Origin of the sequence: Actinoplanes sp. NPDC049118 (assembly GCF_040648555.1) — a bacterium.
Lineage (GTDB): Bacteria > Actinomycetota > Actinomycetes > Mycobacteriales > Micromonosporaceae > Actinoplanes.
Genome location: NZ_JBEZDY010000010.1, coordinates 271156 through 288850 on the forward strand (window position 1 = coordinate 271156; position 17695 = coordinate 288850).

At 73.2% G+C, this 17695-nt stretch carries 19 protein-coding genes; 8 read left to right on the forward strand and 11 right to left on the reverse strand.

Annotation, left to right across the window (positions count from 1 at the left end):
- The first annotated feature begins 47 nt into the window (after nucleotides 1-47).
- Genes AB0B58_RS18220 through AB0B58_RS18235 form a run of 4 tightly spaced genes read left to right on the forward strand, consistent with a single transcriptional unit; the run spans nucleotide 48 to nucleotide 4551 of the window.
- Nucleotides 48-308 (forward strand): hypothetical protein, encoded by a 261-nt coding sequence (locus AB0B58_RS18220; RefSeq protein ID WP_360224699.1) that lies wholly within the window; start codon nucleotides 48-50, stop codon nucleotides 306-308.
- Nucleotides 309-312: 4 nt separating this feature from the next.
- A complete protein-coding gene (locus AB0B58_RS18225) occupies nucleotides 313-1197 on the forward strand; it encodes a hypothetical protein (protein WP_360224701.1) in 885 nt (294 codons plus the stop codon).
- Nucleotides 1190-3835, forward strand: a complete 2646-nt coding sequence (locus AB0B58_RS18230) for an FtsK/SpoIIIE domain-containing protein (RefSeq protein WP_360224703.1) — start codon at nucleotides 1190-1192, stop codon at nucleotides 3833-3835. The genes AB0B58_RS18225 and AB0B58_RS18230 overlap by 8 nt, the downstream gene beginning before the upstream one ends.
- On the forward strand, nucleotides 3832-4551 hold the full coding sequence (locus AB0B58_RS18235; protein ID WP_360224705.1) for a hypothetical protein: 720 nt from the start codon (nucleotides 3832-3834) through the stop codon (nucleotides 4549-4551). The genes AB0B58_RS18230 and AB0B58_RS18235 overlap by 4 nt, the downstream gene beginning before the upstream one ends.
- 98 nt (nucleotides 4552-4649) lie before the next feature.
- Here AB0B58_RS18235 and AB0B58_RS18240 read toward each other — a convergent pair whose 3' ends face one another.
- Entirely contained in the window at nucleotides 4650-5888 is a 1239-nt protein-coding gene (locus tag AB0B58_RS18240) for a JmjC domain-containing protein (protein ID WP_360224707.1), read from the reverse strand.
- Between the two features lie 10 nt (nucleotides 5889-5898).
- A complete protein-coding gene (locus AB0B58_RS18245) occupies nucleotides 5899-6306 on the reverse strand; it encodes a hypothetical protein (RefSeq protein ID WP_360224709.1) in 408 nt (135 codons plus the stop codon).
- 22 nt (nucleotides 6307-6328) lie between these two features.
- Between AB0B58_RS18245 and AB0B58_RS18250 the strand changes: the two genes are divergently transcribed.
- A complete protein-coding gene (locus tag AB0B58_RS18250) occupies nucleotides 6329-7117 on the forward strand; it encodes an aminotransferase class IV (RefSeq protein ID WP_360224711.1) in 789 nt (262 codons plus the stop codon).
- A gap of 238 nt (nucleotides 7118-7355) precedes the next feature.
- Nucleotides 7356-7772: a DUF4190 domain-containing protein gene (locus AB0B58_RS18255; protein WP_360224713.1), complete on the forward strand. Its 417-nt coding sequence runs from the start codon at nucleotides 7356-7358 to the stop codon at nucleotides 7770-7772.
- A gap of 75 nt (nucleotides 7773-7847) precedes the next feature.
- Here the strand turns inward: AB0B58_RS18255 and AB0B58_RS18260 are convergent, their stop codons facing one another.
- The 7 genes from AB0B58_RS18260 to AB0B58_RS18290 all read right to left on the reverse strand — a co-directional run bounded on the left by AB0B58_RS18260 (nucleotide 7848) and on the right by AB0B58_RS18290 (nucleotide 12382).
- The gene (locus AB0B58_RS18260) at nucleotides 7848-8432 is read right to left on the reverse strand and encodes a hypothetical protein (RefSeq protein ID WP_360224715.1); all 585 of its coding nucleotides are present in this window, start codon (nucleotides 8430-8432) and stop codon (nucleotides 7848-7850) included.
- Nucleotides 8422-8583 (reverse strand): hypothetical protein, encoded by a 162-nt coding sequence (locus AB0B58_RS18265; protein WP_360224717.1) that lies wholly within the window; start codon nucleotides 8581-8583, stop codon nucleotides 8422-8424. The genes AB0B58_RS18260 and AB0B58_RS18265 overlap by 11 nt, the downstream gene beginning before the upstream one ends.
- Nucleotides 8584-8938: 355 nt before the next feature.
- A complete protein-coding gene (locus AB0B58_RS18270; protein ID WP_360224719.1) occupies nucleotides 8939-9814 on the reverse strand; it encodes a DUF72 domain-containing protein in 876 nt (291 codons plus the stop codon).
- 70 nt (nucleotides 9815-9884) lie between these two features.
- Nucleotides 9885-10307 carry a TraR/DksA C4-type zinc finger protein gene (locus AB0B58_RS18275; RefSeq protein ID WP_360224721.1) on the reverse strand — a complete coding sequence of 141 codons (423 nt, stop codon included), beginning with the start codon at nucleotides 10305-10307 and terminating at the stop codon, nucleotides 9885-9887.
- Between the two features lie 219 nt (nucleotides 10308-10526).
- Complete coding sequence (locus tag AB0B58_RS18280; protein WP_360224723.1) at nucleotides 10527-11150, reverse strand: uridine kinase; 624 nt, start codon at nucleotides 11148-11150, stop codon at nucleotides 10527-10529.
- A gap of 9 nt (nucleotides 11151-11159) precedes the next feature.
- Nucleotides 11160-11636 (reverse strand): winged helix-turn-helix domain-containing protein, encoded by a 477-nt coding sequence (locus tag AB0B58_RS18285; protein WP_360224804.1) that lies wholly within the window; start codon nucleotides 11634-11636, stop codon nucleotides 11160-11162.
- Between the two features lie 368 nt (nucleotides 11637-12004).
- Nucleotides 12005-12382, reverse strand: coding sequence for a signal peptidase I (locus AB0B58_RS18290; protein ID WP_360224725.1), 378 nt, complete (start codon nucleotides 12380-12382; stop codon nucleotides 12005-12007).
- A 52-nt stretch (nucleotides 12383-12434) separates the two neighbouring features.
- Between AB0B58_RS18290 and AB0B58_RS18295 the strand changes: the two genes are divergently transcribed.
- Both AB0B58_RS18295 and AB0B58_RS18300 read left to right on the forward strand, forming a co-directional pair.
- Entirely contained in the window at nucleotides 12435-12590 is a 156-nt protein-coding gene (locus tag AB0B58_RS18295) for a hypothetical protein (protein WP_360224727.1), read from the forward strand.
- A gap of 14 nt (nucleotides 12591-12604) precedes the next feature.
- On the forward strand, nucleotides 12605-13513 hold the full coding sequence (locus AB0B58_RS18300) for a DUF3500 domain-containing protein (protein ID WP_360224806.1): 909 nt from the start codon (nucleotides 12605-12607) through the stop codon (nucleotides 13511-13513).
- Nucleotides 13514-13565: 52 nt separating this feature from the next.
- Here the strand turns inward: AB0B58_RS18300 and secA2 are convergent, their stop codons facing one another.
- Together secA2 and AB0B58_RS18310 are read right to left on the reverse strand one after the other, a co-directional pair.
- On the reverse strand, nucleotides 13566-15854 hold the full coding sequence (secA2, locus tag AB0B58_RS18305) for an accessory Sec system translocase SecA2 (protein WP_360224729.1): 2289 nt from the start codon (nucleotides 15852-15854) through the stop codon (nucleotides 13566-13568).
- Between the two features lie 79 nt (nucleotides 15855-15933).
- Nucleotides 15934-17664 (reverse strand): ABC transporter ATP-binding protein, encoded by a 1731-nt coding sequence (locus tag AB0B58_RS18310; protein WP_360224731.1) that lies wholly within the window; start codon nucleotides 17662-17664, stop codon nucleotides 15934-15936.
- Nucleotides 17665-17695 lie beyond the last annotated feature (31 nt).

Sequence of the window (17695 nt, forward strand, 5' to 3'; positions counted from 1 at the left end):
ATTCTGAGTTCCTACCGCCGCACCTATTACCGCAGGAGGCTGCACGAGTGGCCAGCGTCGCCGAGGTCAGAGCGGCCGTGGACGCCGCACTCCAACAGGTCACGGAGAGCCAGGCGGCGATCCAGGCGGCCCGGGAGAAACTCGGCGAGGCGCAGCAGAGCCTGGCCTCGGCGCTCGACGGCAGCTCCAACGACGCGGTCGGCGCCGTGCACGCCTCCCTGTCGCAGGCCGACCAGCAGCTCGAGGAGTGCCTCGGCGCCACCCTGCTCGCGGTCGAGCAGGCGCAGAACTACACGGCGACGCTGTAGCGCGATGTCCCTGCTGCAGGAACTCGGCGCCCAGCTCCGCGCCACGTCCGACGAGCTGCCCACCGGCGTCGTCGCGGTGGCGATGGAGCGGCTGCGCAGCGCGACCGAGCTGCTGAACTGGGTGCGCCAGACCTCGGTCGACCCGATCGGCGTGCCGCAGCTCGGCAACGCCACCGAGCACGCCGAGCACGCCGCGGCCGCGCTGCGGCTGGCACAGGACGCCATCGCGGCATACCTGGCCCAACTCGGCCTCGCCGCCGAGGCGAGCGCGCCCACTGGGCGGGACTGGAAGGCCGGACTCCGGGAGGACGACCAGCCCGCGCCCGCCCGGCAGCAGGAGCACGCGCCGCCGCCGGAACAGCTCGGCCCCTGGTGGCGCGAGCGGGTCGAGAAGCTCACCGGCGAGGCGCCGCCACCGCCGCGGGCCGGCGACGGCACGCAGGAACGGCCGGCCGACACCGCCGAGCTGCTGCGCCGCGTCGCCGCCGGGGTGCGCTCCGGCGACCGCGCCAGGCTCGGCCGCGACCTGCACGGCGTCAACGCCGCCACCGGGCTCGGCCTCTCCGCCGTGACGCCGCCCGTGCTGCACCGCCTGGCCGGCGACCTGCTCGGTCACGAGCCCGGGCCCGACGACCTGCAACGGCTGCGCAGTGCCGCCGGCGGCCGGGTGCGGTCGCTGCTGCCCGGCACCCCGCCCGCCGTCCTCGACACCCTGCTGGCCCGGATCTGCCGGACGCCCGCGGGCGCGCAGGCCCCGTCGCACCCGGCCGACTCCGCGGTCACCGCCAGCGTGCTGACCGGGGTGCTGCTGGCCCGGCTGGGCCGGGATCCGGCGACGCTCGACCCGGGCGCCCCCGAGCCGCTGCCGCACCGTGGTGTCGATGCCTGACAGCAGGGCGCAGCAGGTCGTCGAGGTCCGGGCCGCGCTGTCGCACGCCCTCGGCGCGGCCGCGAGCGCCTTCGTCGCCGCCCGCGACGAATTCGAGGCGGCGGTGACCCGGCGGGCCCGGGTGGCGGCCGCGGCCCGCGAGCGCCGGATCCGGCTGGCCGGCGAGCGGGACAAGCGGCTCCGGGAGATCGACGAGCAGCACGAGCGCGACCTGGCCGCGCTCGCCGGCGCCGCGGCCGAGACGGCCCTTGCCGCCGCGCCGGGCGCCGCCGGCCTGCCCTGGTCCCGGTGGCGGCCGACGCCCACGGGCACCCAGGTCCCCGCGCCGGAGCTGCGCACCGGCCGGCTGCTGCTGCCGTACGAGGGCGAGGTGCCCGCGCTGGTGCCGCTGCTCGACCGGGGGCACGTGGTGATCCGCGGCGACGAGTCGATCGGGGACGACACGGTCGCCGGGCTGCTGCTGCGCGCCCTGGGCTGCACCGAGGCCGGCCGGGTCCGGCTCACCGGCTACGACCCCGAGCAGCTCGGCGGGGGCCTCGCCGGGTTCGCGCCGCTCGCCCCGGCCGGGGTGCTGAGCTTCGTCGGCCCGGGCGGGCTCGCGGCGCTGCTGGACGAGCTGGTCGACCACGTGCGCCGGATCAACGAGACCGTGCTCGCCGGCGAGCACTCCTCGCTGCGGGAGCTGGCCGCCGCCACCGGGCGCCGCCCCGAGCCGTGGCGGGTGGCGATCCTGCTCGGTGCCGGGCGCGACGACGAGCTGTCGCGGCACGAGCGGGGGCAGCTCGACCGGCTGCTGCGCACGGGCGCGGCCTGCGGCGTACACCTGATCATCCGGGGTCTCCCGGTGCGGGCCGGCGCCGGAATCGAGATCATCGACGCGGAGCCGGGTGACGCCGCGCGCCTGAGCGGCTGTGGTGACCTGCCGGTGCGGCTCGACCCGGCGCCCTCGGCGGCCGTGATCACCCGCACCTGCCGGAGGATCGCCGACGAGGTCGCCGCCGGGCCCGCCCCGGTCGCGCTCGACAGCCTGCTGCCCGAGCGCGAATGGCAGCAGAGCTCGGCGCGGGCGCTGACGGCACCGCTCGGTGACAGCCCGCAGGGCTCCCCGGTGCACGTGACGCTCAGCGACTATCCGCCGCACGCCCTGATCGCCGGGCCGTCCGGCACCGGCAAGACCAACCTGATCTACGCCTGGATGGGTGCCCTCGCGGCCCGGTACTCCCCCGCCGAGCTGGCCTTCTACCTCCTCGACTTCAAGGAGGGGGTGTCGTTCGCCCGGTTCGCGCCGGGACGCCGCGACCCCAGCTGGCTGCCGCACGTGCGGCTGGTCGGCGTCAACGTCAACACCGACCGCGAGTTCGGCCTGGCCCTGCTGCGGTTCCTCGGCGCGGAACTGCGCAGCCGGGCCGACGCGGCCAAGCGCCACGAGGTGACGAACCTGGCCGAGCTGCGGGTCGAGGACCCGGACGGCACCTGGCCCCGGATCGTCGCTGTGGTCGACGAGTTCCAGGTGCTGCTCTCCGGCCGCGACGCGGTCGCCGCGGAGGCGGTCGACCTGCTCGAGGACCTGGCCCGGCGCGGCCGCTCCCAGGGCATCCACCTGGTCCTGGCCAGCCAGGACGTCTCCGGCATCGAGGCGCTGTGGGGCCGGCCCGCGCTGGTCGCGCAGTTCTCGCTGCGGATCGCGCTCCCCCGGGCCCGGCGCGTGCTGGCGGAGACCAACCAGGCCGCCGACGTGCTGCCGCGCTACCACGCGGTGGTCAACGCCGACTCGGGTGCCACCGAGGCGAACAGGATCGTCCGGGTGCCGGACGCGGGCGACCGGGAACGCTGGAGCGAGCTGCAACACCGGCTGTGGCGGCACCGGCCGCCCGAGCTCGCCGCGCCCCGCCTCTTCGACGGCGACGCCATTCCGCGGCTCGAGGACAGCCCGGAGTTCCGCCGCTTCATCCCGGCCGCCGCTCCGGCCGCGCCGGTGGTGCTGCTCGGCGAGACCATCGACGTCGAGTCGCGGTCCGCCAAGACCGTGCTGCGCCGCGCGCCGGGCCGCACGATCGCCGTCCTGGGCACCCGGGTCGACGAGGCGTGCGCGGTGCTGGGCACCGCGGCGCGGTCCCTCGCCGCGCAGTTCACGCCCGGCGCGGCCCAGTTCTCGGTGGCCTGCCTGGACACGGACGCCGGCGCCGCCGTCGACGCGCTGAAGCGGTACCTGCCGCCGGAGACGGGCTACTTCGACGGCGACAACGTGGACTCCCTGCTCGAGATCGCCGCCGAGCGGGCCGAGCTGGGCACGGCCGCGGACCGGCCGCACTTCATCTTCCTGTACGCGGTCGACGCCGCGCCGAGCGGCGCCGCCGAGCCGCTGCGCCGGATCATGCGGCAGGGCCCGGAACGGCGCATCCACGTCATCGGCTGGTGGCGCGGGGCCGCCCTGCTGCGCGACACGCTCGGCGGGCAGGGCTCGCGGACGGACCCGATCGGCGCCTGGGTGGCGCTGGACGTGCACGGAAGCGAGCTGTCGCCGTACTACCCGGGTCCCGGCTCCCCGAACTGGTATCCGCGCCCCTGGCGGGCGCTGCACTTCGACCGCTCGGTGCACCGCGGCGCCGAGGTGATCATCCCGTACGGACCGTCATGACAGCGCCGGAGAACGACGCGATGCTGGAGCGCCGCACGCCCGACTACCGCAGCGTGCTGCGAAAGCTGACCAACCTCGACGAGGAGGCCGGCGCGCACCGGGCCGAGGCCCGCAGCTGGCACGACAGCCGGGCGATCGAGGCCGACAACGCCGTCCGGGCCGCCGACCAGCGGATCCGCGAGGCGCGGGCGGCCGTGCAGCGGGCGCAGCGCGAGCGCGACGAGGTCGACGCCCGCGCCGCCGTGCTGTGGGCGGAGTTCGCGCACAAGGCCGGCCGGGTGGCGGACCGTTTCGGCGCGCAGGCACCGCAGCCGGCCATCCCGCACCAGCGCGACCGAGACGCGGAGGACTACCTGCGGGAGGCGGCCGCCACCGCCGCCTGGACGCCCGCGCCGCGGCCCGCGTCGGGCAGCGCCGCGCCGCTGTACGCGGTGCTGGGCGCGCTGGGCGGTGCGGTCGGCGTGGCCGCGTGGTCCCTGCTGCGCTGGGCGGGGCGGGAGGCCGGCGGTGACCTCGCCGCCGGGCTGCCCGTGGTGGCCCTGGTGGTGGCGCTGCTCGGCCCGATCCTGGCCGTCGTGACGGCGAAGCGGGTCGCCGACCGCCGCGCCGCCCAGCTGGACGTCTCCGCGGTGGCGACGGTGCTGATCGCCAGCCTGATCGCGGCCGTGGTCGTCCTGGCCGTGGCCCGCGGCGCCGCCGCGTCGGGCGCCGGCTGACCCGGCGCCCACTGATCCCAAGCCGTGCCCGCTGAAACCACGCCGTGCCGCTGATGCCGCGGCGCGCTCGCTGACCCCGCGCTCGGGAGCCGCGCGGCTCAGGCCGCGACGGCGAGGGCCTCGCGCAGCAGGCGCCGGGCCAGGACCAGGCGGTCCGCGTCGTCGAGGCCGGGCAGGTCACCGACCCGGTGCGGTCCCGGTTCCAGCGCCGCCCGCACCGCCGCCGCGCAGTACGCCGGGAAGCGCAGCGTGCGCCCGGTCAGCCGCAGCACGACATGCTCCGGCCCGTCGTCGTGCAGCCGCCAGCGCAGCCCGTCGCGGACCGTGATGCGGTCGTCGGCGCCGAGCCGCTCGGCGAAGTCGAGCTGGGCCAGGGGCCGCACCGGGGCGGGACGCTCCGCGGGCCAGGCACGCTCGCGCAGCCGGCCGGCCACCTCGGCGGGGTCGACGGTCCGCAGCCAGTCGCGCAGCGCCTCGACCGTGCGTTCCAGCTCCGGCCCGACCGCGGCCGGATCGGCGACGTCCAGCCCGAACGGCAGCGACGCGCGCAGCCGCCGGTCCCGCGCCGCGAGGTTCAGCAGCTCCTCGACCAGCGCGTAGCGGGTCGGTGCGCGGACGCCGAGGGTCAGGTGCAGGGAGCTGCCGTCCCGGGTCTGCGCCGAGTGCAGCCAGCCGCGCGGCAGGTACAGCGCGTCGCCCGGTGCGAGGACGGCGTCCAGCGCCGGCGGCCCCTCGGCGACGGCGCCGACCTCGTCCGCGCGGGCGCCCCAACCCTGGCACTCCAACGGATCGGCCAGCACCGGCTCGTGGATGCGCCAGCGTTTGCTGCCGTCGACCTGCAACACGAACACGTCGTGGGTGTCGTAGTGGGTGGCGAAGCCCTGGCTTCCGGCCGGCGTCAGGTACGCGTTGGCCTGCACCGGCTGCCGCAGCTCGGCGCCGAGCCGGCGGGTGTAGTCGGTCAGCGGCGGCCAGATCCGGTGCAGGCCCTGCAGGACCAGGGTCGCGCCGTCGGCGTACAGGCGCATGACCTTGTCGTCGACCACCTGGTCGCCGACCTCGGCGCCGGGCCCGCCGCCGCCGGTGAACGCCGAGGCGGGCAGCACGTTGCCGCGGTCCGCGACCCGCAGGAACGGGGTACGCAGGCCGCGCTCGCTGAGCAGCTCGTCGACCGCGTCCCGGGAGAGCAGGCCGGTGAAGGCGCCCGGGCCGGCGAGCTCGCCCGCGCGGGTCAGCAACGGCCGGCGCCCCCAGTACGCCTCGGCGAACAACACCGGATCGACGGCGACGGCGCGGGCCAGGGCCGGGCGGTCCACGCCGCCCGGCGCGTCGGTCATCACCACGGCCTCAGTACGCGCTGCCGTCGGCGCCGCCGTCCTGCCCCGCCGGGTTCGCGCCGCCGTCCGCCGGACCCTCCGCACCGGCGCCGGCGTCCGCACCGCTGTCGTGGCCGGCCGGGTTCGCGCCGCCGTTCGCGGAGCCCGCGACCGCGCCGCCGTCGGCACCGCCGTCCTGACCCTCGGGGTTGGCACCGCCGTCGGCAACGCCCTCGCCCACGACGCTGCTGCCGCCGGTGATGTCCTCGTCGCTGAGTCCCATGGTCCGCTCCCTCTCGTCGCCGCGCCGCCGGGCGGTGCAGACCCCGGCATACCCGCGCGCGATCGGGTCGTAACCGGTACGGGACGTGAGTGAGCCCGGAAGAGTGCGGGCCGCCCGCGCCGCGCCCGGGGCCGCCGCCACGCTGAGGAAGGTCACCTGCGCGCCGTAGGTTGGTGTGGTGCTGAACCTCGAGCTGAACGGGCAGCCGCCGGAGCTGGAGCGGCTGCACCGGATCGCCATCGGAAACTACGGGCACTTCACGTCGCTGCAGGTACGCGACAACAGGGTCCGTGGCCTGGCCCTGCACGTCGCCCGGCTCGCCGACGGTGCCGAGGAGCTGTTCGGGCACCGCATCGGCGTCGCGGAGGAACACCGGCTGCTGGGCCTGATCCGGCACGCCCTCGGCGACGTCCGGGACGCCTCCGTTCGGGTGACCTTCGTGCCGGGCCCCGACGAGCAGGGCCCGCCGGAGGTCCTCGTGTCGGTCTCCGATCCGGCGCCCGACGAGCCCGGGCCGCCGCTGCGGGTCCAGTCCGTGATCTACGAACGCGAGCTGCCGGAGCACAAGCACCGCGCGACGATGGGACTCCGTTACCACCTCCGCGAGGCGCGGCTGGCCGGCTTCGACGACGCGCTGTTCCTCGGCCGCGACGCCCTGGTCCGCGAGGGCACGACCTGGAACGTGGCGTTCTGGGACGGCAGCCGGGTGGTGTGGCCCGTCGCGCCGGTGCTCAGGGGCGTGACGATGGTGCTGCTGCAGATCGCGATGAGCATGAACGGCACGCCGTGGACCCTGCGGCCGATCGGCGCGGAGGAGCTGACCGGCTTCGCGGCCGCCGCGGCGGTGAACTCACGCTGCCCGGCGCGGCCGATCGCCAGCATCGACGAGCTGCCGCTCAAGGACGACGGCCTGCTGGCGGAGACCCTGCAGGAGGCCTGGGACACCGTGCCCTGGGACGAGCTCTAAGCGCGTCCCGCGGGTCATGGCGACGCCACCGCGTGGTCCAGGTCCGGCCTTTGCGCCGAGCGGTGCCGACTCCGTCCGGGTGAGCCCGTTCGGACGGCATCGGCTTCCGATCATCCGGTTCACGCCCGTGCGCCTGTGTCGGAGGACGGCCGCCCGACCACAGTGGTCGGGCGGCCGTTCCCGGGCTGGGGTAGGCCGCATTCCAGCCCGCTCCCCGGCCCGGACAGTGGAGACCCGCATGACCTACCCGCCGCATCAGCCGTACGACCCCGACCAGGCGTACCAGGTGCCGGTGGTGCCGAGCGCACCGCCGATCTCGCCCGGCCCGTATGGTCAGCCCTACCCGCAGCAGCAGCCGATCTACCATCAGGTGGTGCCCGCTGCGGCGCCGCCGCCGTCCGGCTGGTCCATCGCCTCGCTCATCTTCGGCGTCCTCGGCATGCTCGGCGGGTTCTGCCTGTTCGGCATCCCCTGCCTCGCCGCGGTCATCTGCGGCCACGCCGGCCTGCGGGAGACGAACGGCGGCGTGCGCAGCGGCCGCGGGATGGCCATCGCCGGGCTCATCATGGGCTACATCTTCGTGGCGCCCGCGATCGCGGTGATCGTCATGGGCGGCGTCGGGTCGGTGCTCCCCGCGTCTTCGACATCGCCGTAGTCGTCCGCCACCCTGACGCGAGGAACGCCCCGACCTGCGTACAGGGATGTTCCTCGTGTTCTTGGTCGGGCAGGCCTACTTCGTTTCCGGCGCTCGATCGCCGCCCCAGGTCGCCCACATGTGGAACAGGTCCTCGCTGTCGGCAAGAACGGACGACCAGTCGTCGCGCAACGGCTCCACCTGCAGCTGGTCGATGCAGAACCGCAGCACCTGCTCGACAGACATACGCGGAGCTGGAATGTGGTGCTTCTTGCTCAACACGCCGCCCGGAACCAACTGCGTGGACCCGACGTGCATGTGCGTGTCCCGTACGTGGCTGTTGCCGGCCGGATGCCAGTGGAAGGCGATGACCTCGCCCCCGTCGATGGTCTGCACCGTATGCATGTAGCCACGGGTGGAGACCTTGTATGGTCCGCGGTCACGGTCGTGCGGAATGTGCAGGATCTCGTACTGAATGGCCAGGTCAAGGGTGACGATCTCGCCGGCCGGCCCTTGAACCGGGACGGGCTCGAACCCGGGCCAGGTGAGCGTGTGAACCCTGCCCAGCGTGTGCCGGCCTCCGGTACTCACGACGAATGGCGTCCTCGTGACGCAGGACGCCGCCCGTTGCAGCGGTTCCAGGAAGTTGGAGACGGCCTCAGGCGCGGATCTACCGGGCAAACGGGATGAGCATGGCGACCTTGGTGACAGCCATGTCATCCGACTGCTCGTACTCTCCTCGATCCCAGCGGGCCAGGAACTCGGCGCTGCCGATGCCCAGGAGTCTGCGAGCGGTCTTGTCGAACAGAGCGGCGCCCTCTTCAGCGCTCAACTCACGAACCTCGGGGACAACTCCCCCAGAAGTCTGTGTCGTCACGCTTCCCTCCTCTCCGTCAGCATCCTGGCACGCAACGCTGCGTGGAGGAACCCACCGTAGGTGGTGGGTACGACAAGTTCAGGCGTGTTACCAAACTATGCGCTAACCAGCACAAGCGTCCTGTGACTGTTCGAACAACGACCGGACGGGCGGCGCGGTGACGCAGCCAGGCCTCACAGCGAGGCCTGCGACCTGCGCGCGAGATCGCCGGCGCCGCCGATGTGCGGTCGTTCGACCCGAGCTGTACCGGCGGCGGTGTCTGGTTTTATGGCGCGTAGAGCGTTATTGATGGTTGGCCCGTGGCATGAGCTCACGTTTCCCCAGCTAGGAGTGCCTGCAACTCCTCGCCGTTGCGCTGGGCGTAGTCCGAGTAGCAGTTGTTCATGAAGACCTGGGTGGTTCGTGCCTCGGCGGCCAGGCCACGCAGCTTCGGCACCCACTCGCGGAGTTCCTTCTTCGAGTAGTCGTAGCCGAACTTCTCGTGGATGTCCCTGCTGGTCCATCTTTCGCTGTGGCCGTGGAATCGGACAACCGCCAGGTCGGAGGTCGCGGCGACCACCGGCGGCACCGAGGACCGGTGTCCCTGCGGCATGTCGACGCAGACCAGGGGAAGCTCGTGCTTGCGCAGGAATCCCAGGGTCTCCTCGGCGTTGTCGCCGTCGAACCACGACGCGTTGCGGAACTCGAAGACCGGGCGCAGCGGCTTGCATCGGGCCGCGACCTCGAGCAGGTAGTCCTTGTTGGAGCGGCGGATGCCCCACCACGGCGGGAACTGGAACAGCAGCGCGCCCAGCTTGCCCGCCTCTACCAGAGGGTCCAGGGCGCTGAGGAACCGCGTCCAGATCTCCTCGTACGCCTGCGACGGCAGGTCGCCCGGGTAGACGTTCTTCTTGTCGGTCTCCGGGCGCAGGTCCTTGTAGATCGCCGACACCTTCGTCGGATGGCCGGTCAGCATGCTGAAGGCCTTGATGTTGAAGGTGAAGCCGTCCGGGGTGCGCTCGGCCCACAGCCGGCTGGTCTGCTCGGCCGGCGGCCCGTAGTAGGTCGCGTCGACCTCTACGACCGGGAACCGCTTCGCGTAGTAGGCCAGGCGCTTCTCGGGATCGCCCGCGGTCTGCGGGTACCAGCCCGACTCGAGCAGGGTCTTGTCGGTCCACGACGCCGTGCCGACCTGGATCTCGCCCATGACGTCAAGCTATCCCTGACACGGCCGGTCCGCCGCCCGAGCAGGAGCGGCGGACCGGCCGTAGCGAGCCTCAGCCCGCGCGCCTCTCGCGGTTGGCCTTGCAGGTCACGCACGAGGTGGCCGACGGGAACACGGTGAGCCGCTCCACCGGGATCGGCTTCGAGCAGCCCTCGCAGTTGCCGTACGTGCCGTCCTCCAGGCGCTGCATGGCGTGCTCCGCCTGCGTACGCCGGTCGAGCAGAGTGCGGATGAGCGACGAGGCCGCGTCGCGCTCCGCGGTCTTGGAACCGCTGTCGGCCTGGTCGTCGCCGGCGGCGTCGCCTATCTCGACGAGCCGCAGCTTCTGGTTCTCGGCCACGGCCTCTTCGTACTCGGCCGTCAGGTCGTCGAACCGGGTCCGCAGAATCCCGCGGATCTGCTCGATCTCCTCGACCGAGCGCCCCTTGGCGGTGTCGGCACCTTTACCCGCGATGACCGCGCTGTTGACGAGCATGTGCTCCCCCTGCCCTCCCTGTGCCCCTGCCGGTGGGACGTCCCCCGCGCCGGTCTTCGGCGTACGCCGAGGAGCCCGCAGATACCCACCGCCGAAGATCCCAAACGGGATCCCCGCAAAAAAGTAACCGCAGCATAACTGTCAGTGCTCGCTACCGCCACGGACTGCGCAAATACGCTTTCGCGTCGCAGGTCAGCGGGGGTGTGAACAGGGATTCACTCACGATCCGAGGACCAGGGCGGGCCGCCGCGGGTCGTCGAGGCGGACCACGACGTCGGCGAGCGCGGCCGGATCCACCTCGGCGCCGTAGCGCTCGAACGCGGGCAGCGTCCAGCGCCGGTCCGGCCCGGTCCGCCGGGCCAGGGCGGCCGCCGACAGTTGCAGGTGGACGGTGAGGTCGAACGGCAGCCCGGCGCCCAGCAGCAGCGGCCCGCTGACGATCACCACGGCACCCGGCGGGAGGTCGCGGTAGGGCTCGCGGGTGGCGCGGTCGGTGCGCGGATCCCACAGCCGGGTGATGATCCGCCCGCTGCCGGCCGGGCCGGCCGGATCGAGGACCTCCCGGCGCAGGCCGGCCTCGTCCAGCCAGCCGAGGTAGAACGAGTCCGGATTGGTCCGGCCGGATTCCAGGCGCACCGAGGCGGGGCGCAGGAAGTCGCCGGCGGAGATCCGGACGGCCGGGCGGCCCCGGACCCGCAGCGGGCCGATCAGGCTGTCGGCGAGCGCACCGGGATCGGCTGCGTCGGCGCCGTCGATCGCCACCCGCACCCGCCCGCCGATCTCGGCCAGCCGATCGGCCAGCTCATCGACCAGGACTTCGCGGGAGACCGGACGCACGCGCACCCGTCAACCCTATTCGTGGGGCAGCACCACGATCCGGGCCTCGTCGGCGAGTCGGTAGCCGACGCCGTAGACCGTTGTGATCAACGAGACCTGAGCGCCCAGCTTGACCCGCAGCCGGCGCACGTGCACGTCGACCGTGCGTTCGCCGGTGTGCTCGTAGCCCCAGACCGCGTTGAGCAGCTGGGTGCGGCTGAAGACCCGGCGCGGATGATCGGCGAGGTAGAGCAGCAGATCGAACTCGAGCCGGGTGAGCGGCAGCAGCTCGCCGTCGACGAGCACCTGGCGCGATGCCGTCAACAGGCGCACCTCGACCGTGTCGTCCGCCCATTCGCGCAGCGAACCCTCGCCCGGAACCCCGGCCGCGGTCAGCGGCGACTCGACGGCGACCGAGCCCTGGCCGGCCTCGACCAGTTCACGGACGGCGTCGATGAGCCGGTGCGCCTGCGGCGGCAGGGTTTCACCCGTCAGCGGGATGTTGAGCGTAATGGTCAGGGCGTTCGGCGGGACGGCAGCGGGGGCCTCTATGCGACGGATCGTGGCCACGCGGCCGGACCCCCTCGCATGTCGTCCCGTGCGTGCCGGCAGGGCGGTGACCGCCATGAATCCTCCTGCGTCAAAGAATGGAAACGCCGTGACATCCTAACGGGTGCCAATTTAATGCACGCTTAAACCGCGGTCGATGTTTCCGGCCATGTGGTCGTCGGGTCAAGGTGGCATCCACATTGTGGGAAGGTCGTTCCATAACCATTGGATGCATCGTGTTTCTGCGCACTGTTAATGCGATTACTGTCACGCGGTTAACCCGCCGACCCTCCCTTGTCGAACCTTAAATAAACGGCTGTTTCCCGGTCTGATCAGGGCGGTGACGGCGGCAGGCGCCAGCCCGGCAGCGACGGCCAGCGCACCGTGAGTACCACGGTCTCCACGTCGCCGGCCTGCCAGGAGTGGTCCTCGCCGGGGCCCCAGACGACGTAATCGCCGGGCTCCCGCAGCAGCACCGTACGGTCGCGTAACTCGATGTGGAACGCTCCCCTGATCAACACCAGCAACGCCGTCCGGATCTCGTCGGTGGCCCACGCGGCGCGCCGGTCACCGGGTGGGTGCACGCCCCACTTCACCTCGACATCGTCGCTGTGCAGCAGCCCAGCCTTCGGCATAAAATGGCCGAGCAGCCAACCCTGGTTCACCGCGCCGTCAACAGCCGCACGGCCGACGTAGACCCCGTCGGTCACCGCTCACCCCCGGAGAATGTGCGCCAGACATTAGCACCGTAGGCTGGCCAGCATGCTCGAGGAATTGGATGCGGAAACGATCGCGTTCACGCGCCGGATGTTCGGCCTCGCCCGTGACGATGCCGCCGAGGGCATGTCCGGGGGCCACGAGCCCGCCCCTGACCGGCCCGGCGGCGCTCCTCGACCCGCCGGGCGAGTGACGCCGTGACGCTCGCGGGCGAGATGCGCGAGGCCGCGGCCGCGCTGCTGGCGACCGACGACGGCGCGCCGGCCGCGGTACCCTTCACCGACGACGCGGCGCGGCGCTGGATCGAGTACCGGCCCCGGCCGCGGCCCGGGCTGAGCATCGCCGACCTCGGCCGTGCCGCCCGCAAGGCCGCACACCGGCTGCTCGCCACGGCGCTGAGCCCGCCCGCGTACGCACAGGCCATGACCGTGCTCGCCCTCGAGGAGATCCTCGACCGGCGGGAGGGCTGGGCCCGCGGCCGGCACAGCGAGGACTACCGGGTGATCGTCTTCGGCGCGCCGGCCGACGACGAGTGGGGCTGGCGCTTCGAGGGGCACCACCTGTCGGTGAGCATGACCGTGGCCGGCGACCGGGTCTCCCCCGCGCCGGTGTTCCTCGGCGCCAATCCGGCGCGGATCGACACCGGCGGCAGGGTGGTGCTGCGGCCGCTCGCGATCGAGGAGGACCTCGGCCACGAGTTGCTGCGCAGCATGCCGGCCGCGCTGCGCCGGCGCGCCGTGGTCGCCGAACGGGCGCCCTCCGACATCCGCTCGGCCACGAACCCGGCCAGCACCCTCCTGGAGCCGCACGGCGTACCCAGGGCCGATCTGCGGCCCGGTGAGCGCGCCCTGCTCGACCAGCTGATCGCGGTGCACCTGGGCCGGCTGCCGGACGACCTGGCCGCCGCCCTCGACCCCGCCGGGGCGGACGTGCACTTCGCCTGGGAGGGTCCGCCCGGGCCGGGCACCCCGCACTACTACCGGATCCAGGCCGACGACCTGCTCATCGAGTTCGACAACACCTCCGAGGACGGCAACCACGCGCACAGCGTGCTACGCCGCCCGCGCGGCGACTTCGGCGGCGACATCCTCGCCGCGCACCGCGCGGGCTTCCCGCACGCCTGAGCGCCGCGCGACCCCGCGCGGCGCCCGACCGCGCGGGGTGTTGCTCAGCCGCTCAGCCGCCCGAGGTGAGGCGCCGGCCGACCGCCGCGATGAGGCGGTCGAGCTCGGAGCCGAACGGGTTGTCGTGCACCAGGTACGTCCACGTCGCGCTCGGCCGGACGATCTCGGCGCGGCCCGGGTCGTAGCCGTCGGTGAGGTCGACCTCCTCGAAGGTCGCGATCGTGCGCGCCTCGATCTCGGTGAAGACCTTCTGGAACGCGGGCACGGCGGAGCGGTGGAACTCGTCCAGCGGGTCGAGCTTGCCCAGCGCCCGCAGGTGCACGCCCTCGCGCACCTCGGAGAGCTCGGCCAGGTGCTCCGCCCAGAGGCGGTCCAGGTGGTAGAGCGCGATCGACCGGGCGGCGTCGGAGAGCACGTCCTCGTCGGTCTCCCCCGCCTTCTCCGGCGAGCGCTCGAGCAGCATGATCGCGGCGATCTCGGAGGTGAGCAGCCGCTCCCGGCGCTCGGCCAGGGCGAGCCGCTGCCCCTCGATCACCACGCTGTAACGCCAGGTGTTGCGGTGGATCTCGTGGTTGACGCCCTCCGCGACGCGCTGTGCGTGCTCGACGGCGTACTCGACCTGCTCGTCGTGCACCACGCCGTCCATGTCCATCCGCGGCGACGACGGCAGGATGTCGCCGGCGTGCCGGGTGATCAGGTCGTCCTCGAGGCTGACGAAGAAGACCGAGCCGCCGGGGTCGCCCTGGCGGCCGGCGCGGCCACGCAGCTGGTCGTCGACCCGGCGGCTGTCGTGCCGGCCGCTGCCGATGACGAACAGGCCGCCGAGCTCGGCCACCTTCTCGGCGTCCTTGCCGTCGCTGCCGCCGAGGCGGATGTCGACGCCGCGGCCGGCCATCTGGGTGGAGACGGTGACCGCGCCGAGGGCGCCCGCCTCCGCGATGATCGCGGCCTCCTCGTCGTCGTTCTTGGCGTTCAGCACGACGCTGGGCACCCCGGCGGCGGCGAGCTGCTTGGCGAGCAGCTCCGAAGCCTTCACGTCGAGGGTGCCGATGAGCACCGGCCGCCCCTTGTCGTGGGCGATCTTGATCTCCTCGACCAGGGCCTCGTCGCGCATGTCGTGCGCGGAGTAGATCCGGTCGGGCTCGTCCTCACGGATGTTCGGGGTGTTCGACGGGATGACCGCGACCTCGAGCTTGAAGTACTCGCGCAGCTGCTCGCCGACGTGCACCGCGGTGGCGGTCATGCCGCACACCGTCTTGTAGAGCGCGATGTAGGCCTGCACGGTGATCGTGTCGAGCACCTCGCCCTCGGCGGTCGCGCTCAGGCCCTCCTTGGCCTCGACGGCCGCCTGCAGCCCGTCGGGCCAGCGCCGCCGCTGCGCGACCCGGCCGCGCATCTCGTCGATCAGCTCGACGGTGCCGTCGCGCACGATGTAGTCGACGTCGCGGCGCAGCAGGGCCCGGGCGTGCAGCGCCACGTTCACCGCGGAGAGCTGCTCGACCTGGTCGTTCGCGTACAGGTCGATGCCCATCTTCTCCTCGAGGGCCAGCAGGCCCGCGTTGGTGAAGGCGACGCTGCGACCGTCCTCGGCGACCTCGAAGTCCTTGCCGGGGCGCAGGTCGCGAACCAGCTCGGCCGCGTCGTGCACCGGGTCGCTCTCGGTGGCGATGCTGCCGGCCAGCACCATCGGCACCCGGGCCTCGTCGATCAGGATCGAGTCGGCCTCGTCGACGATGCAGGTGGCGAGCTCGCGCTGCACCCGGTCCTCGACGTCGGTGACGAGCTGGTCGCGCAGGTAGTCGAAGCCGGCCTCGCTGACGGAGACGTAGGTGACGTCGGCGGCGTAGGCCTCGCGCCGCTCCTGCGGGGTGGAGGCCTCGGTGACCCACCCGACGGTGAGCCCGAGCAGGGTGTAGACCGGCTCCATCCAGGTGGCGTCGCGGCGGGCCAGGTAGTCGTTGACGGTCAGCACGTGCACCGGACCGTGACCCATCCGGACGTGACCGTAGGCGGCGATGGTCGCGGTGAGCGTCTTGCCCTCACCGGTGGCCATCTCGGCGACCTTGCCGGAGAGCAGCGCCATGGCGCCGACCAGCTGCACGTCGTAGGGCCGCTGCTCCAAGGCCCGCCAGGCGGCCTCACGGCCGACGGCACAGATCTCGGTGTAGTTGTCGGCGGCGCCGGCGGCCTCGGTCAGCGCGGCGTCGTCGAGCTCGCGCAACGCCTCCTCACGGGCGTCGATGGCCGGCAGCCGCTTCTCGAGCGGTGCCAGATCGACCGTGGTGCCCGGACGCTGCAGGAACTTACGGAACCGGTTTTTGAACCGCTGCGACACACCCATGGGCGGTTACGGTACTTCACTTACCTTGAGGCATGGTGCCGACTCCCGGTCGTTTCGCCCAGAGCGCGATCCGATCTGCTCAGGAGACCAGCAGTTGATGTGCCGCCAGCTCGCGGTAGAGCGGGCTGGTCTCCAGCAGTTCCCGGTGCGGTCCGGTGGCCACCACCCGGCCGGCCTCGACGACCACGATCAGGTCGCTGTCGACGACGGTGCTCAGGCGGTGTGCCACCACGATCAGCGTGCGCTGGAAGGACGCCGCCGCGATCGCCTCGCGCAGGGCCGCCTCGTTGCGCGCGTCCAGGTTGCTCGTCGGTTCGTCCAGCAACAGGATCGGCGCGTCCGCCAACAGGGTCCGGGCGATCGCGAGCCGCTGCCGTTCGCCGCCGGAGAGCAGGACGCCGCCCTCGCCCACCTGCACGTCCAGGCCCGCGGGCGTACGCGTGGCGAGTGCGCCGAGGTTGACCTCGGCGAGCGCGGCCAGGAGCCGGGCGGAGTCCGTGCCGGGCGCGGCGAGCAGCAGGTTGTCGCGCAGCGTGCCGGCCAGCACCGGCGCCTCCTGCTCCACGTAGCCCAGCATGCGGCGCAGCGCGTCGCGCGGCAGGTCCCGCACGTCGGCGCCGCCGACCCGGATCGTGCCCGACGTGACCTCGTAGAAGCGCTCGATCAGCGCCAGCACCGTCGACTTGCCCGCGCCGGACGGCCCGACCAGCGCGACGCGGCTGCCCGCGGGGACGCTGAACGACACGTCCCGCAGCACCGGCGCCCCTCCGGGATACTCGAAGGTCACGTTCTCGAAGACGACCGCCGGCTCCGAGATCACGGCCGTCGCCCGGGCCGGGCGGTCCGCCGCCGTCTCGGACGGCAGGTCGAGGACCTCCTCGATGCGCTGCAGCGCGCCCAGCCCGGTCTGCAGCTGCGTGTACGCGTTCAGCGCCTGCCCCAGCGGCATGACGAGGAAGAACAGGAACAGGATGAAGGCGACCAGATCGCCGACGCTGATCGAGCCCGCCGCCACCCGGGCCCCGCCGACGCCGAGCACCAGCAGGAACGCACCCTGGGTGGCCGCCGAGGCGGCGGGACCGATGAGCGCGCGCAGGCGGGCCACCCGCATCCCCGCGTCGTACGCCTGCGTGGCGCTGAGCCCCACCGTCTCGGCCTCGCGCTCCTCGGCGCCGCCGGCCCGGATGGTCCGGACGGCCGAGATGGCGCGTTCGACCGCCGAGGTCATCTCGCCGAGCCGGGCCTGTGTCTGCTCGGACAGGTTGCGCACGCGACGGGAGACGGTGATGGCGACGGTCAGGCCGACGGCGAGGCCGGCAACGGTGACCCCGAGCAGCAGCGGGTCGAGCACGGCCATGGCGATCGTCGCGCCGATGACCATCACGGCACCCGTCACGACCTCGAACAGCCCGGACGTGACGACGGCACGCAGAAGCGTGGTGTCGGCGCCGACCCGCGACAGCAGGTCACCGGTGCGGCGGGTGTCGTACTCGGCGATCGGGAGGCGCAGCAGGTGCCGGGCCAGGCGCCGGCGGGTCGTGAGGACCAGACCCTCCGCCGTGCGCTGCAGCAGATAGTCGCGCAGACCGTCGAGCACCGCGCCGGTCAGCAACAGGACGACCAGCAGTGCCACCGCGCCGCCGATCGCGGTGCCCGCCGAGATGCCGTCCAGGACCGTGCGGACCAGGACCGGCTGCACCAGCGCCGCGACCGCGGTAACCAGGGACAGCACGCCGACCACGACGAGGGTGCCGCGATGCCCGCGCAGATATGGCAGCAGCGCCGGCAGTCCCACCCTCCGCGCGGCCATGCGGGAAGCCTAGCCGCGCCGCGCACGCCCG

Bases quoted from the DNA above. Each gene is read 5' to 3' on its own strand.
- AB0B58_RS18255 (WP_360224713.1), top strand. From the start codon at position 7,356: ATGACCTACCCGCCGCATCAGCCGTACGACCCCGACCAGGCGTACCAG.
- AB0B58_RS18295 (WP_360224727.1), top strand. From the start codon at position 12,435: ATGCTCGAGGAATTGGATGCGGAAACGATCGCGTTCACGCGCCGGATG.
- AB0B58_RS18275 (WP_360224721.1), bottom strand. From the start codon at position 10,307: ATGCTCGTCAACAGCGCGGTCATCGCGGGTAAAGGTGCCGACACCGCC.
- AB0B58_RS18230 (WP_360224703.1), top strand. From the start codon at position 1,190: ATGCCTGACAGCAGGGCGCAGCAGGTCGTCGAGGTCCGGGCCGCGCTG.
- AB0B58_RS18270 (WP_360224719.1), bottom strand. From the start codon at position 9,814: ATGGGCGAGATCCAGGTCGGCACGGCGTCGTGGACCGACAAGACCCTG.
- AB0B58_RS18235 (WP_360224705.1), top strand. From the start codon at position 3,832: ATGACAGCGCCGGAGAACGACGCGATGCTGGAGCGCCGCACGCCCGAC.
- AB0B58_RS18300 (WP_360224806.1), top strand. From the start codon at position 12,605: ATGCGCGAGGCCGCGGCCGCGCTGCTGGCGACCGACGACGGCGCGCCG.
- AB0B58_RS18225 (WP_360224701.1), top strand. From the start codon at position 313: ATGTCCCTGCTGCAGGAACTCGGCGCCCAGCTCCGCGCCACGTCCGAC.
- AB0B58_RS18240 (WP_360224707.1), bottom strand. From the start codon at position 5,888: ATGACCGACGCGCCGGGCGGCGTGGACCGCCCGGCCCTGGCCCGCGCC.
- AB0B58_RS18310 (WP_360224731.1), bottom strand. From the start codon at position 17,664: ATGGCCGCGCGGAGGGTGGGACTGCCGGCGCTGCTGCCATATCTGCGC.
- secA2 (WP_360224729.1), bottom strand. From the start codon at position 15,854: ATGGGTGTGTCGCAGCGGTTCAAAAACCGGTTCCGTAAGTTCCTGCAG.